The organism is Paenibacillus sp. WG02, assembly GCF_055396115.1.
Genome location: NZ_AP036016.1, coordinates 6,042,656 through 6,057,772 on the forward strand (window position 1 = coordinate 6,042,656; position 15,117 = coordinate 6,057,772).

A 15,117-nucleotide genomic window follows, 5' to 3' on the forward strand; every position below is an offset into this window, starting at 1 on the left:
CTCCTCATTTCTTGCGGATTTTATCGGCGGGCATTCCTTGAGGCAAATTCGATTTGCCGACTCGCGTAATTTCGGTCCGAATGCTGACGTCTACCGGCAGTCCCCTGAATATTTCAGCCCACTCCTGCTTTTTCTTTGCCCATTTCCGCGGATAGTGCTTCCGGAATAGATCAGCGAAACCGAACGCATCGATTTGCAGCTTTTTTTGAGCGTTCGCCAGCGTGGACTCAACAGTTTCCGTAAGCTGCGCTTTCCACGCCTCCTTCGCTTTCCGGATGAACTCGTTACTCATGTTGTTGTGTGGCGTCATATTTATTGAGAATTCAGATATTAAAAACCTTGATATATCAAGGTACTTTTTCATAATTAGTGAGAATCATTCGTTAGCCACATCTCAAAGATGCCGTAATTGTCATAATTTTTGAGACTATCCGCAAATATCGTTTTGAATAATTATTCATCATAATGCATAATCGATATGAGTCCGGTTTGGGTTACGGTCGCCTCATTGTATCCCTATCCTAAAACAAAAAAGGAACACGATAGCCCATACTGGGCTCGTGTTCCTTTTTTCTGAATCTACTGTTGATTAAGCAATCAAACTATAATGAACGCTTCTTCTATTAATATCTACTATATAGAGAGATTCCAAATATAATTGTAACGGTATAGCACCTAAGTATAGAACTTTAATATTGGTCTGTTCTACAATCCAAGACAATAGTATAAAATGATTTACCAGCGATCTATTTGATATTAATAGATTTTGTGATCCATCGATCACTAGAAGCTTATGTTGAGATAATAATGTTAAAAGATGAGATTTCAATTCAAATAATGTAGAATTACGTAGCAGATTCTCATCCATCCTTCGTATTAATGAAGTAATAAACTCTTTCCCACTACCTCTACTAGACACGTTAGTTAGTACTGCCGAAATATCACCATTTATTCTATTAATATCTTCACAAATCTGTTTTGCAAAGAGTGACTTACCAATTCCAGAATAACCATCAACAAACATAAAATTTGAGGATGCATTATAAAAATTCTCAAATTCCGATTTAAGTTTATTAATCATTCTTCTCACTCCCGTACATACAAGTTATTTTATTATTATTACCAAACAATTGAAAAACTAAACAGTAAGAAACCTATGACATTATCTAATAATTAGGAACTGGAATTATGATAAAGTCACCTATGCATGAAAACGATATCTTCTATATAATTAACTACAAAGTTGAAAAAAATTACAATTTGATTAATAGATACTAGTTTTGAAAGGAGTGATTAATATGGCCATCGCAGAATCTGGAGGACCAACGACACAAGCAGGAATTTCATACCAAAATTCTATCACAGCTTTATATCTTGGGCGAATACTTGATTCAGGATCCTTCACCGCTTCCCACACAGTCTGCTGCAGATTGGTTTCCATCCTCATCAAATCCCTTCGTTTTGCTGATCATAACTAGGCACGTCTTCTAAGCTAATAGAAGTGTTTTCCACACATGATCCATCCATTCTTTCATTCATTAGCTGTACAGTTCGACGACACGACTGGCGCAAACCCATGCATATACTAGAGATTCATTCGTGAGCTCTCCTCACCACATCTACTTCTACTACCTTTAGAAGATGATCAGGTATTATTTGACTTGGTTTAGCTTCTTTCAACTATCCTTAATTGCGCGAAGCACGTCGATGAGAAAGTCCCACGTACGCTCTACCGATGAGATGGAGAAATGCTCGTTCGGCGTATGCATGTTGAATATATCTGGACCGTATGAAACGGTATCTAAATAAGGCATTTTCTCCATAAAATAGCCGCATTCTAATCCTGCATGAACTGCTTTAATCTCCATTTGTTTGCCATACTTTGCAACGTATACTTGCTGGAATATGTCCCTAATCTTGGATTCATGACGATAAGGCCACTCTGGAAAATACGAATCTAAATGGAAGCCGCAGCCTAGGTACTCAGCTAGAACCTTTACTTGATTTAACGTATGATCCCGCAGTGTTCGTACTGAACTCCTCACAAGACATTCAATTTGCACTTCGGATTCCATCGTAGTCACAATCCCCAGATTAATTGAACTTCTAACAAGCTTCTCTAGGGATGGATGCATACTAAGAATGCCATTCGGCAGGAGTAACAAAGCGTCAATCACCTTATTCTTCGTAGATGTTGAAAAGCATTTGTGTGGAATGGTGCAATATTCACCCGCTATGCCTTCTACCCTAATACTGGGGTCAATTTCCATGTATTCCTCTCTAAGAAGCTGATTCCAATTCGCGATGAGCGTACGAATGTCAGCAATGTCACGCTCTTCGATGAGTAAGATCGTCTCAGATTCTCTAGGAATGGCATTGGGCTTCGTTCCCCCGTTTAAAGTGACGATGTCATACTTGATACTACTTCTTAAGTCATCCAAAATTCTGCCCAGAATTTTATTGGCATTACCTCGTTCGTAGATGATATCATCGCCAGAATGCCCACCCTTAAAGCCTGACAACTTAATCTTATAGAGAGTCCGTTCGGTCAGTATATCCTCCCAGTGGATAGGCAAGGTTAGTGAACTTGATGCCCCTCCTGCACAACTAGCATATAGAATACCTTCTCGATCCGAATCAAGATTGATCATCATACGACCCTTTAATCCATTTGCATCCAAGTTTAGTGCTCCCATCATGGATGTTTCTTCTTCCGTCGTGAAGACAATCTCCAATTCCGGATGCTCGAGATTCTCAGAATCAAGCAAGGCCATGGCATATGCTATGGCTAGTCCATTATCCGCACCTAATGTGGTGGCCACAGCATAAATGTTATCTCCATCTTGTCGAAGTCGAATCGGGTCCTTTGAAAAATCATGGTCTGTCGATCTGTTTTTCTCACATACCATATCAAGATGTCCTTGAATCATAACCGTTGGAGCCTTCTCGTAACCTTTAGATGCTGCTTTTCGAATGATAAGGTTATACGATGAATCCTGTTTGACCGTGCATTCACGCTTATGTGCAAAATTAACGATGAAGTCACTAATAGCCTTCTCTTTGCCTGACTCTCTCGGTATTGCTGATATTTGCTCAAAGAATCGAATAACTTTACTGTTTCCCTGATAGATTTCAGTCGTTTCTATTCGCAAGATTCGTTCCTCCCTAAGGGAATGTCTTCAATAACCCAGCTTCGTCCACTCCATTCATCGTAATTACTCGAATAACATCTGCCATACTATTGTCATGATGATTGTAAATCTTAATATTTACATTCTGGCAAGAGGTTCTTTGGGGTAAAAGGATTAAATCTTTTTTCTATACATAGAGGCTCTCCATCATTTACTTTCAAGCCTATACGTCCCCGAATACAATAATAAGCTTCCGCTACTCGCATAAATTCAATATGATCAGCATGATCCGCTACTTCATGAAACGCTCCACTTTTTATATGAATAGCTTCCAATTCTCCCCGGCATCCCGCTGCTGTCATGAGATTAAAGTCTGTTACCTTCCCTATGCTCCTTGTGACCCATCCTCCACTAAAGCTCTCCTGCATGAAGGGCTTTACATACACCCGATGACAAGAGTACAGCGTCTGTCAATATCACAATACCTTCCATATTTAAAACGGACCGTTTCCTGCCATTGGAGAAGCAGAAAACGATCCTTTGCAAGTTTGAAGACACCAAGTTATTGGATCTTTACTACATCCGCCATGTTCAAAGCTACATCGGTCTGTCTCATCCAATCCGCTATCTTTTGAAAATCATGAGAGAGCACACGATCCGCATCTACGGCCGGGACAAGCTTACGACATTGGTTATAGAGCCATTTGGTCCCGTGCCCAAGCAACTGCGGATCGCGGAAATCAGCCGCTTGAGCCCCGCATAACAGCTCAATGGCGAGAACGGCGTAAGCGTTCTCCACGATTTGTTTCGCTTTCCTTGCTCCAATAGTTCCCATGCTCACATGATCCTCCTGATTGCCAGAAGACGGAATGGAATCCACGCTTGCCGGATGGGCCAACGACTTGTTCTCGGAAACGACTGCCGCGGCTGCGTATTGAGCGATCATAAAACCGGATTGAAGACCTCCATTTTTCGTTAAGAAAGGCGGAAGGTTCTCATTTAAGTGAGGATTGACTAGTCTTTCTATCCGACGTTCAGAAATATTGGCCAACTCTGATGCACTAATGGACAAATGGTCCATCGGCAGGGCAATTGGCTGCCCATGAAAATTTCCGCCCGAAATCACTCGCTCCTCATCCACAAAAATTAGTGGATTATCCGTAGCCGAATTGATTTCAATTTCAAGCTTTTCGGCAATATAAGTCAGCGCATCGCGGCTTGCCCCGTGAACCTGCGGCGCACAGCGCAAGGAATACGCATCCTGTACCCTTCTTTCCCCCTGATTGGTCATTAACTTGCTTCCGGAGGTTAACCGTTTTATATTTGCTGCAGATTGACTTTGCCCTTTATGCGGACGAATGATATGGGTTAAAGGATCAAATGCATCCCTGACACCGAACAGCGCTTCACAAGTCAATGCAACTGTACAATCGGCCCAGTTCGCCAGATTCATGGCATCCCGGCAGGCCAAAGTGCCTATAGCCGTCATCACCTGTGTCCCGTTAATAAGGGCTAATCCCTCTTTCGCCTCCAGGGTTACTGGAACAAGCCCGGCAAGATTCATGGCCTGGCCACCTGGCAACCGATTGCCAAGATAGTAAGCTTCTCCTTCACCGACAAGCACGAGCGCCAAATGAGAAAGCGGAGCCAGATCGCCACTTGCGCCGAGCGAACCTTTTTCAGGTATGATTGGCGTCACCCCTTGATTCAGCATACCAACCATCAATTGGACGACCTCCGGACGAATACCGGAGTAGCCGAGCGCGAGTGCATTGATGCGCAGTAGCATAATCGCTCTTACAATTTCGATCGAGAACGGCGTGCCGATCCCACAGGCGTGACTTCGAATGAGATTCAACTGAAGGGTTTTGGCATCTTCGCCGGAAATATAGGTATCGCTAAATTTTCCGAAGCCGGTTGTCAAACCGTAGACCACTTTTTTCTCACTCAACAATTTTTCCACATAGGCTCTGCTTTTCGCCATTTTGCGAATGCTCTCTTCATGCAACTCAACCTTGGCGTTGAAGCGTGCTACCTGATCGACCTGCTCGATGGTTAATGCCCCTCCGCCCACTAACACCACGTTTTGATCTTTCATCTGTTCTGTTGTTATTAACATATCCGCACCCGCTTTACTAGTAGTATAGGTAGCGGCTTCTAATGACTATACGCTAAAGGCCGAAGTTTCCATCATTATAATCCTTGCCACAAACTGGTTTCTTTTCCAAAAAAACAAAAAAGGATGCACTAATGATGGAGCGTAGTCAACAACATTTCTAATTAGTATCGAGCAGGCATTATTCCCTCTCAGCTTGTTAGCTACTGACAAGCTGGCAGTAGATCCAATGTCCCGGCGTCACTTCGCGAAGCTCCTGCGGCGTAATTTGACAGGTGTCTATGCGATGCGGACAACGCGTGGCAAAGCGACAGCCTGCTGGAGGATTCACCGCCTTGGGCATCTCGCCCTCGAAGAATGCGAGAGCGAACTCATTTTCGTCAATGCTTGGCAACGAACGTAACAGAAGCTGCGTATAGGGATGGAGCGGTTTTTTGAAAATCTCTGCCGTCGGCCCCATCTCTACAATTTGACCCAGATACATCACGGCCATCCGGTTGCACATATGTTTAATAACACTTAAATCATGTGATACGAGCATATAAGTCAGATTTTTGCGTTCCTGCAGATCCTTCAGCAGATTGAGAATTTGTGCCTGCACAGACATGTCCAGCGCCGAGGTTGGCTCATCTAAGATCACCATCTTTGGGTCCAATGCAATTGCACGCGCAATGCCGACACGCTGACGTTGTCCGCCACTCAGTTGGTGCGGAAACCGCTTGGCGAAATCACCTGGCAATCCCACCTGTTCGAGCAGCTCACGGACTTTGGCCTCCCGCTCCGCCTTGGACATGCTCGTATGTGTCAAGAGCGGTTCCTCCACGATCGCCCCGATTTTCATTTTCGGATTGATCGACCAGAACGGGTCTTGGAACACCATTTGAATATGCTTGCTGTTTTCGCGTGCTTCCCGCTTGCTGAGCGTGAACAAATCTCGCCCATCGAAACGCACTGTCCCGGCAGAAGGACGATACAACTGCAACAATGTACGGGATAATGTACTTTTACCACAGCCAGATTCACCAACCAGCCCGAAGCACTCACCTGGTTGAAGCGAAAAGCTAACATCATCAACGGCATGCACCATTTGCTTATCGCCAAACCAACCGGAGCGAACAGTAAAAAACTTGCTAAGTTGCTCCACTTCCAATATTGGTGTCGTCATACCGATTCATTCACCTCATTTCTTCCAGCGGTTCGTAACAAGCCGCTTCATGCGCTTCTCCTAGAATTGAAAGAGGAGGCACCGTCTGGCGGCAAAGAGCGCTGACTCTCGGACAGCGGTTTGCAAAACAACAGCCTCCTTGCAGCTCCGCTGAGCTTAACCTCCGTCCTTCGATAACCGGCAGACGATCACGTTCTTCACTGATGCGCGGAATGGCATCCAGGAGCATCCGCGTATACGGATGGCTTGGCGAACGGAACACATCTTGCGTTCGCCCTGTTTCCACGATACGGCCTGCGTACATGACGGCGATCCGGTCTGCCACCTTGGCAACGACTCCTAGATTATGCGTGATAAACAGCACGGCTGTCCCTTTTTCTTGTTTCATTTTATCAATCAGATAAAGAATTTGCGATTGAATGGTCACGTCGAGCGCAGTGGTAGGTTCATCAGCGATCAACAGCTTTGGCTCACACACCATCGCCATCGCAATCATCACACGCTGCCGCTGCCCGCCGCTCAATTCGTGCGGGTACCGATTCATTAACCGGCCAGGGTCAGGCAGACCGACGAATTTCAGGGCTTGAATCGCACGTTCGCGTGCCTCCTTGACCGATACACCAGTATGTGTTCGAATGACCTCAATAATGGGCACACCGATGCGGAAAACCGGATTAAGCGAGCTCATCGGGTCTTGAAAAATCATCGTGATTTCCCCGCCGCGAATCTGATCCAGCTCCTTCTGCGAGCATTTCAGCAGATCTTTTCCCTGAAAGGTGATGCGCCCGCTCCCAATGTATGCCTTCTGCGTCGGGAAAAGCTGCATGATCGATGAGGCCGTCATCGATTTGCCTGAGCCGGTCTCACCAACAAGGGCAAGCATCTCGCCTTCGTGAAGCGTTAGATGCTCCAAATCCAGAACCGTGATCTCCTGGGTGTGCGTCTTGATGCGCACCTGGACTTCTTCCATGTTAAGCAAAGTATTTATGTCGCCACCCCTTTCTTCACTGATCTCTGGTTTTCGGATCGAGATAATCCCGCAAACCGTCACCCAAAAAGTTAAATGCCATTACGATCACAAGGATGAACAAACCTGGGAATGTAACATACCACCAGCTTGTCAGAAAAAAGTTGCGTCCTGTGCTGATCATTAGCCCCCACTCCGGCAGCGGCGCCTGCGCACCCAACCCCAAAAAGCTGAGGGAAGCCGCCGTCAAAATGATGGCGCCAAAGTCCATCGATGCTTGTACAATGATCGGCGACAAGCTGTTTGGCAGCACGTGGCGCAAGATGATGCGCACTGGGGAAACCCCCATCGATTTGGCCGCTTCCACAAAGCCGCGTTCTTTCACAGAAATGGCTTGGCTGCGAATCAACCGCGTATACCACGGCCACCATGACAGCGCGATGGCAATCATCATGTTAGATATGGATGGCCCCAGCACCGCCACAATCGCGATCGCTAACAAGAGTGACGGGAAGCTTAGGAAAATATCGCAGATTCGCATGATGATTTCATCGACCCAACGGCCGAAATAACCAGCAAGCAATCCTAAAGGTACACCGATCAGGATAGACAGCGATATGGCCAAAAGACCAATTTCAAATGATATTCGTGTGCCGTACGTGACACGTGAAAAAATATCTCGTCCCATCTCGTCCGTTCCAAAGAAGTGTTCACCCGATGGTGCAAGCAGCTTTTGGTCCAGATGCACTTCCTTATTGATATCCTGTGGAAAAGGGACGAGCAGCGGACCCACGAGCGCGACAGCCAGCAGGATCGCAATGATCACGACGCCTATCAGCGCCAACTTGTTCGTTTTGAGAAACGTTACCATTTAGATCCCTCCTTATGCAGTCTCGCCCAGCTTGATCCGTGGATCGAGCAGAACCAGCACGATGTCAACAATCAGATTAACCACAATATACGAAATGGTCACCAATAGTGTGATGCCCATAACCGCCGGATAATCAGAAGAGAGAATGGCCTGAGATGCGTACATGCCAAGCCCTGGCCAACTGAACACCGCTTCGATCAGAAAGGTGCTTGTCAGCGCATAAGCGAAGGTTAAGCCCAATGACGTGACGGTTGGGGACAACGCATTTTTTAAAGCATATAGAAAAAAGCGTTTAGGGCGCGATACCCCGTAAGCCTGCAAAACGCGCATATATTCCTCTCCTAGTACCTCAACCATGGAAGAACGAATCATTCGGGTAACGAGCCCGATCGGGTAAGCAGCCATCGCTAACGATGGCAAAATCAAGTGCAGCATTGCATCAATGAAAAATTCCCAATTCCCTTGGAGCAAAGAATCCAGCAGATAGGAGCCTGTCCGCTCATCAATCGGATAGAGTAGAGCCACATCGGTGCTCACACGCTCTCCAAGCGGAAGCCAGCCTAGAGTTTTGAAGAAAACAAATTGCAAAATCAAGGCAAACCAAAATGTCGGAATGGATACGCCACCGATACTAAATCCGCGGCTTACATGGTCAATCCACGATTCCTTTTTGACCGCAGATATAATCCCTAGTGGAATGCCTACAATAATCGCAATCAGCATTCCGGCGAAAATCAGCTCCAAACTGGAGGGAAGAAACGTTAACAGCTCACCCAGGATCGGCTGATGTGTGCGAATAGATTTGCCCCAATCCCCAGTAACCAGACCTTTCATGTAAGTCACGTACTGCACATAAATAGGTTGATCTAAGCCCAACTCGATTTTTGCCGCCGCGATCTGTTCTGCTGTAGCATGCGCCCCCACCCAGCGGGCAGCTGGATCTGCTGGAATGACGCGAGCGATAAAAAACGTTATCAGGGACACCCCTACCAGGACCAAAAGTCCCAGCAGGAGGCGTCGAGTAATGAATCTAAGCATTAGCGATCACACCTTTATTCTCGATAGGTATCGTAGAAGAAAACAATGTTCGGATAAGCAGGGTTATCGACATAGCCTTTGAATTTGGCAGAACGTACGCGCACATACTTCATGTCGTAAATGGGCAAGCCAGGCACCTGATCAATCAAGATTTCCTGTGCCTTTTTGTAAAGCCCAATCGCTTTGCTTCGGTCTAGCCCCGCTACTTTCTTCGCTTCCTCTACCAGCTTGTCGTATTCAGGATTGTTGTAGTAACCCAGGTTATAAACAATCGATTTTTCTGATGCATACAAGTTTTGCATGAAGCTGTACGGGTCGGCGTAATCAGGCCACCAAGTCATCAGCAGCATGTCTTGGCGCTTCGCTGGATCTTGCGCTTTCGCGAGGTCCCACTGCGCTTCCCACAGCATGTTCTTCAACTCGAGAGTAAACCCGTATTTGCTCAGTTCCACTTTCAACAGTTCTGCAATACGACGTTCAAACTCATCGCCAGTCTGATAGGTCAAGGTCAATTTACCGCCTGTGACGCCAGCTTCCTTCAGCAGCTCCTTCGCTTTTTCCGGATCATATTTGTACTGTTTCAAAGACTCATCGTAGCCCCACAAACCCTTTGGAATGTTGCCGCGAGATTGTTCGCCTGATCCCATCAGAATGTCTTTGATAATGGCATCGTACGGAATCGAATAAGCAAGCGCTTGGCGTACCTTCGGGTTGTTGAGCGGCGCTTTTTGCGTGTTAAGCTGCATGATCAACTGCTGGAAGCTGCTCGTTTGGTCGACGGCAATATTCGAGTTCGACTTCATCGCTTCAACCATTTCGATGGGCATCTGATCGGTGAAGTCCATTTGCCCCGCTTCAATCATTTGTCGACGGGTGTTGGCTTCAGGTGTGGTTTTAAAGACGACCTTCTGGAAGTTGTTCGCTTTCCAGCCCTTCCAATACTCTGGATAGTCGGTCAAAATCAGCTCGCTCCCCTTGGTCCATTTTTGAACCATATAGGGACCGGTACCGACTTCATGCCCTTCGTTGACCCATTGATCGCCATTTTTATCCAAAGCGTCCGCATCAAAAATAAAGGCTGCGTACCCGGAGGAAACCACCGAGTCTAATGGAGCGGAATATTTCAGTTTAAATTCCACGGTATTTTGATCCACAACATTGATTGTGTCAACGGAATCCCAGATGAAAGACGCACCCTTGCCACGCTCGATGGTCCGCTCAATCGATTTCTTCACGCTTTCTGCAGTCATAGCGGCTCCTGTGTGGAATTCAACCCCTTTGCGCAAATTGAATGTCCAGGTCAAGCCATCTTTGGAAACGGAATAGTTCTCCGCCAGTACCTTGTCGAATGACATGGTTTTTGAATTATAGCGAAGGAGTGTCTCATACATGTTGTTCATGGCGATAATTTCATCACCGTAGCTATCGCTGGGGTCCCAGAAGCTCATGGTGTCGAGATGGTACCCATATGTCGCGATGCCGCCTTTGGGTCCGACGCTGTCAGATTGCGCTGCTTCTGGGGGTTTCTGGCTGCTGCAAGCTGCCAGCGACGATACTAAACCAATTATTAAGACGGTTCTCAGTAGCTTTTTCATCTGAGTATTCCCCTTTTCTCTTCATGGTTTTTTCTATATGGAGAGGCTTCCGACAGCCTTTACCCGAACACGAACCGCATTACCAGGCAGATAGGCAAGCGGCACTTCCTCCATATCCACGATTTCCACCGACTCCAACCTGGCTCCAGCTGCTACCGCTTCGCACGTCGCCAGCAACTTGGCGTCATTTAGCGTATCCTCGCGCTTCCAATCAGCCATCGAATAAATTTTTTCAATCTGTCCGCTTACTTGGGCAATCGTAACGCCGATGGCATTGGCCACATCAAAGTTCGCGGGGCGAATCACTTCCGATACGCCAACCAACTCGTCCGGTAAAATGATACTGCCGCCTCCCACCAAGATGGCCGGGACAGGATCGGCTGACGTCTTCATCTTATCGATCGCTTCTTCCACCAGTTCAATCATATGACGATAAGCAGTTCCCACGTTCTCGCTCTGCAAATGGGCCACTTTGGCCGGATCACCAAGCTCCGTCTGGCCGTAGGCCACGGCAATGTCAGTTGCAGTCAGAACGTCTCCGCCAAAAATCAAGCCTTTTTGCGGCAGCATATAGCCGACGCTGTCCGGTCCTACCTGAACCTCTTTACCCAGGTTGCGGATGTGTGTGCCCCCGCCCAATCCAAATGAGAGCAGGTCTGGCATGCGGAAATTGGTACGTACGCCGCCGATTTCGGCAACCATTGATGATTCACGTGGAAAGCCCTGCACCAGCACGCCAATATCAGTCGTTGTGCCGCCGACGTCAATAACCAGCGCATTTTGCTCATTAGAGAGAAAAGCTGCACCGCGAATGCTATTGGTCGGACCGGACGCGATGGTCAGCACCGGGAAACGAAGCGCGTAGGATGAACGCATCAGCGTGCCGTCATTCTGGCTCAGGAAAACTTGCGCAGCTGAAATTCCGTTTTCCGCCAAGGACCTTTCGAAGCCATCCACCATTTTTTGGGCTGCTTCGACCAGTGAAGCGTTGAGAACGGTTGCATTTTCCCGCTCCAAAAGCCCAATGCTGCCGATCTCATAGGAGAGGGAGAAATGAACATCGTCGCCCAACTCCTCACGCAGAATGTCCATTGCACGCTTCTCATCCACTGTATCTACAGGAGAGTTAACCGATGTTATCGCAATAGCAGCTACCTTGCCCTTCCATTCGCGACCTGTCTGCCGGATCGCCATTTCGTCGAGGGCAGCAATCCGCTGTCCGTCGAACTCGTGACCGCCACTTACGATCAAACTGCCGACATATACGGCTTCCAACAGCTCATTCGGCCAACCGGTAAAGGGAGGAATTGCCAGTGTAGCCGGCGCTCCGATGCGAATCACACCGATCTTGGAAAGGCCGTTGCGCTCAACAATGGCGTTTGTGCAATGCGTAGTGCCTAGCATCGCATGAGTTACCTGTGAAGGATCGATGCCACTACGTTCCAGACATGAGGAAATCGCTTTGCCTATGCCTGTTCCGATATCTTCTGTGGTAGCTGTTTTTACTTTTGCTACCAGTTCCTGCTGATGATTCAAGATGACGGCGTCTGTATGCGTTCCGCCGACATCAATACCAATCCGATATGTCATTGTGTAGCCCTCCTCACACCGTCAGCGGGGTGTAGTCGATGTCGTAGCCGAAATATCGCGGCCCCGCGGTTTGAATGCCTATTTCCGTTCGCCATTTCGGATCGCATGGCATGGCGATGATGGCTACTCGATTTCCGTAACGGAGCGCCTCCGTGGTGATTGGAAATCCGGTTTCCAAATCTAGAACAGTGATCAGATCCGGCGTCATTGCTGCCACCTGACCATCCACGGTCGCCAACAAGAATTCGTTCTGGAAGCCGATCAACGCCTGTTTACCCAGATCATTATTAATACCGTCGAAATAAACTTCTCCTCGGGTAAAACCACCTGTGTTCCTGCGCAGCAAGTTTCTGATCTTTCCTTCAAACAATAGCTTGCCTCCGAGCACATCTACCAAAGCAGAAATTGGATTCTCATTCCGGCGACGCAGGCCATGTACAGTCTCCCCGATCTTTTCCGCCAAGGTAAGTGTATGGTGAATACCCGTCGCTTTCAGATCGCGCCCCTGCATCAGATAGTCACAGATCATCACCGAACCGCCCATTGCGATTAGAGCAGCCCGCCCGATCCGTTCGTTCCAAATGCTTTCTGCACCGTTTACAATCAACGTATTTCCTTTTTCATCCGCCACTGACATCGGAGCGGAATGCAGTCCTGCCAGATGGAACGATACCATCTGCACCTCTGGGAACGCTCGGCCCATACCATCGATGTCCACCACCGGCAGCCCACTCATGGCACCAAGCACCAACGGTACGATAGAATTAACTCCCCCAACTTCATTCGGAACAATCGCTTTGATTTCCTTTTGACTGTAAGCGCGGATCGCTTCAAGCGCTCCTATTACCTCCGCACCGCTCGGGATTTTTTCAATCAGGACCGAGGGAGTCCCCCATCATCGAAGCCGCTACCACCCAATCCTCATCGCCGATTTCGTCAGGCGAAAGCAGTGTTACGGGGCCATATTTTTTTATCGCAGCTATAGCCATCAGTTTTCCTACATAGGGATCCCCGCCGCCGCCCGTACCGAGCACGGCCGCCCCCATAGCAATATTATCTAAATTGTGCGTGTCAATAATTCGCACAGCCAATCCCTCCTGTTTCGTCTGTTTCACAGGTTGCTAGAGTTCAAATCCCCTCATTATGGATACGCTTCCAAATTTCCCTGTTTACCTTTGCCAAAAATTCAACACCATACAAGGTTTCTGTTCAGACTTGTTTTCCCTCCTGGTCTCGTAAATTCATGATTGCAATATAAATTCTAGCGTCTTTTTTTTCATATAGCTTTATAGAATTCACGATATTTTCGTCCAATTATTTGTTATTTCCACAACAATATCATCTAATTAAACTAGAACGATGCTATCATTTTTGAAAAATCATTCTCTGGACGCAACGAAACATGTCATGTACAATAGCTTTCATAAAGGGTAAGGTATTGACTGTAATGAAAATTTATAAGTACAAAGGAGATAATTGATGGCTGTTACTGTAAAAGATATTCTAAATCTATCTCCCTTTCATGAAGCTCAGATTGTTGCTGGGGCTAACGCCTTGGACAATGTGATCAAATGTGTCTCTATTTCAGACAATCCTTATTACGAGACGGATGATTTCGTTTATAAAGATGGCATGTTCTGTATATCCAGTTTTTACTTTGCCAGAAATAGCATAGATGATATGTACGAATTTATTGAAATGTCACTGAAAATTAATGTAAGCGGTTTATGCTTAATTAACGAATATATCAGCGAATTACCTGAAGAGATACGGAATTATTGCGATAACAATCATTTCCCCGTAATTATGGTCAACAAAAATGTTCCCTATGCCGATATGATCTCCGGTACCATGGAATTGATTATTATCGATCAGCAAAATACATTAATCGAAAATAAAATTGCTGCCCTTGTCAGCGGACAAGTTGACGATTTGCAAAAGTCTAAGATTCTTACTGAAATAAATCCACATTTTCAAAGTCATATCACGGTTATATTTTGCACACTTTTGGATAAATCCACAAAATTAAATTCAGCCATTTTAAGCAAAATCAATCGTAATATGTACATGACCGCACTAGAATACAAAAGTGGACTCCTAATTCTACTCAGCTATAAGGAATCAACGAATCAATCGATTCAAGAGAAAATTGATTATGTTATTGAAATGATCACCGGTTATTATACCGAATGTGTGATTGGGGTCAGCAGCAAAAATAACCTTCTCGAATGCGGGGATGCAGTAAGCCAAGCTATGATCGCCGTCAATTCTAAGTCTATAAAACTCTCAAATATTATCTACTATGACAACTTAGGGTTGATCCGATTATTGATGTTATTTAACGGACATAAAGAACTGGAGCAATTTTATAACGATATCCTTGGACCGATAATAGAATATGATAATAAAATCAATCAATCTAACCTTTTAGAAACCATCATGTGCTTTATCAAAAATGGCAGAGACTATCGAAAAACGGCAAAAGACTTTTTTCTCCATGAAAACACCATTAGATACCGAGTAGCTAAGGTAGAAGAATTAATTGCAACCAAGTGCTCAAGCGATGATTTCCTGGAAGACATCTCGATTGCGATAAAGATTTATAAGTTAAGGAACGCTGAAAATAAGGAATAGAAGACAGAAG

At 46.2% G+C, this 15,117-nt stretch carries 13 protein-coding genes and 1 pseudogene; 1 reads left to right on the forward strand and 13 read right to left on the reverse strand.

The annotated features are described in order from the left end of the window. Positions 1 to 4 precede the first annotated feature (4 nt). The 13 genes and pseudogenes from ACBP55_RS27275 to ACBP55_RS27335 all read right to left on the reverse strand — a co-directional run bounded on the left by ACBP55_RS27275 (position 5) and on the right by ACBP55_RS27335 (position 13,558). Positions 5 to 364 carry a Ger(x)C family spore germination C-terminal domain-containing protein gene (locus ACBP55_RS27275; protein ID WP_464646063.1) on the reverse strand — a complete coding sequence of 120 codons (360 nt, stop codon included), beginning with the start codon at positions 362 to 364 and terminating at the stop codon, positions 5 to 7. A 225-nt stretch (positions 365 to 589) separates the two neighbouring features. Further along, positions 590 to 1,081, reverse strand: a complete 492-nt coding sequence (locus ACBP55_RS27280) for an ATP-binding protein (protein ID WP_464646065.1) — start codon at positions 1,079 to 1,081, stop codon at positions 590 to 592. Positions 1,082 to 1,264: 183 nt separating this feature from the next. Continuing rightward, complete coding sequence (locus ACBP55_RS27285) at positions 1,265 to 1,441, reverse strand: hypothetical protein (RefSeq protein ID WP_464646067.1); 177 nt, start codon at positions 1,439 to 1,441, stop codon at positions 1,265 to 1,267. Positions 1,442 to 1,676: 235 nt separating this feature from the next. Beyond that, positions 1,677 to 3,152 (reverse strand): aminoacyl-histidine dipeptidase, encoded by a 1,476-nt coding sequence (locus ACBP55_RS27290; RefSeq protein WP_464646069.1) that lies wholly within the window; start codon positions 3,150 to 3,152, stop codon positions 1,677 to 1,679. Between the two features lie 110 nt (positions 3,153 to 3,262). Next, positions 3,263 to 3,466: a hypothetical protein gene (locus tag ACBP55_RS27295; RefSeq protein WP_464646071.1), complete on the reverse strand. Its 204-nt coding sequence runs from the start codon at positions 3,464 to 3,466 to the stop codon at positions 3,263 to 3,265. A 227-nt stretch (positions 3,467 to 3,693) separates the two neighbouring features. Then, positions 3,694 to 5,250 carry a histidine ammonia-lyase gene (gene hutH, locus ACBP55_RS27300; protein ID WP_464646073.1) on the reverse strand — a complete coding sequence of 519 codons (1,557 nt, stop codon included), beginning with the start codon at positions 5,248 to 5,250 and terminating at the stop codon, positions 3,694 to 3,696. Between the two features lie 196 nt (positions 5,251 to 5,446). Next, positions 5,447 to 6,412 (reverse strand): ABC transporter ATP-binding protein, encoded by a 966-nt coding sequence (locus tag ACBP55_RS27305; RefSeq protein WP_464646075.1) that lies wholly within the window; start codon positions 6,410 to 6,412, stop codon positions 5,447 to 5,449. 10 nt (positions 6,413 to 6,422) lie between these two features. Beyond that, positions 6,423 to 7,382 (reverse strand): ABC transporter ATP-binding protein, encoded by a 960-nt coding sequence (locus ACBP55_RS27310; RefSeq protein ID WP_464653422.1) that lies wholly within the window; start codon positions 7,380 to 7,382, stop codon positions 6,423 to 6,425. 34 nt (positions 7,383 to 7,416) lie between these two features. Further along, positions 7,417 to 8,250 carry a nickel transporter permease gene (gene nikC, locus ACBP55_RS27315; RefSeq protein ID WP_464646077.1) on the reverse strand — a complete coding sequence of 278 codons (834 nt, stop codon included), beginning with the start codon at positions 8,248 to 8,250 and terminating at the stop codon, positions 7,417 to 7,419. Positions 8,251 to 8,262: 12 nt separating this feature from the next. Beyond that, the gene (locus ACBP55_RS27320) at positions 8,263 to 9,288 is read right to left on the reverse strand and encodes an ABC transporter permease (RefSeq protein WP_464646079.1); all 1,026 of its coding nucleotides are present in this window, start codon (positions 9,286 to 9,288) and stop codon (positions 8,263 to 8,265) included. 14 nt (positions 9,289 to 9,302) lie between these two features. Then, positions 9,303 to 10,883, reverse strand: a complete 1,581-nt coding sequence (locus tag ACBP55_RS27325; RefSeq protein ID WP_464646081.1) for an ABC transporter substrate-binding protein — start codon at positions 10,881 to 10,883, stop codon at positions 9,303 to 9,305. Positions 10,884 to 10,916: 33 nt separating this feature from the next. Beyond that, complete coding sequence (locus tag ACBP55_RS27330; RefSeq protein WP_464646082.1) at positions 10,917 to 12,473, reverse strand: hydantoinase/oxoprolinase N-terminal domain-containing protein; 1,557 nt, start codon at positions 12,471 to 12,473, stop codon at positions 10,917 to 10,919. 13 nt (positions 12,474 to 12,486) lie between these two features. Next, positions 12,487 to 13,558, reverse strand: a pseudogene (locus ACBP55_RS27335) (DUF917 domain-containing protein). Positions 13,559 to 13,952: 394 nt separating this feature from the next. Between ACBP55_RS27335 and ACBP55_RS27340 the strand changes: the two are divergent. Continuing rightward, positions 13,953 to 15,107, forward strand: a complete 1,155-nt coding sequence (locus tag ACBP55_RS27340) for a PucR family transcriptional regulator (RefSeq protein WP_464646083.1) — start codon at positions 13,953 to 13,955, stop codon at positions 15,105 to 15,107. Positions 15,108 to 15,117 lie beyond the last annotated feature (10 nt).

Coding starts and splice junctions, on each gene's coding strand:
- ACBP55_RS27275 (WP_464646063.1), bottom strand. CDS start 364: ATGAAAAAGTACCTTGATATATCAAGGTTTTTAATATCTGAATTCTCA.
- ACBP55_RS27280 (WP_464646065.1), bottom strand. CDS start 1,081: ATGATTAATAAACTTAAATCGGAATTTGAGAATTTTTATAATGCATCC.
- ACBP55_RS27285 (WP_464646067.1), bottom strand. CDS start 1,441: ATGGAAACCAATCTGCAGCAGACTGTGTGGGAAGCGGTGAAGGATCCT.
- hutH (WP_464646073.1), bottom strand. CDS start 5,250: ATGTTAATAACAACAGAACAGATGAAAGATCAAAACGTGGTGTTAGTG.
- ACBP55_RS27305 (WP_464646075.1), bottom strand. CDS start 6,412: ATGACGACACCAATATTGGAAGTGGAGCAACTTAGCAAGTTTTTTACT.
- ACBP55_RS27310 (WP_464653422.1), bottom strand. CDS start 7,382: ATGGAAGAAGTCCAGGTGCGCATCAAGACGCACACCCAGGAGATCACG.
- nikC (WP_464646077.1), bottom strand. CDS start 8,250: ATGGTAACGTTTCTCAAAACGAACAAGTTGGCGCTGATAGGCGTCGTG.
- ACBP55_RS27320 (WP_464646079.1), bottom strand. CDS start 9,288: ATGCTTAGATTCATTACTCGACGCCTCCTGCTGGGACTTTTGGTCCTG.
- ACBP55_RS27325 (WP_464646081.1), bottom strand. CDS start 10,883: ATGAAAAAGCTACTGAGAACCGTCTTAATAATTGGTTTAGTATCGTCG.
- ACBP55_RS27330 (WP_464646082.1), bottom strand. CDS start 12,473: ATGACATATCGGATTGGTATTGATGTCGGCGGAACGCATACAGACGCC.
- ACBP55_RS27340 (WP_464646083.1), top strand. CDS start 13,953: ATGGCTGTTACTGTAAAAGATATTCTAAATCTATCTCCCTTTCATGAA.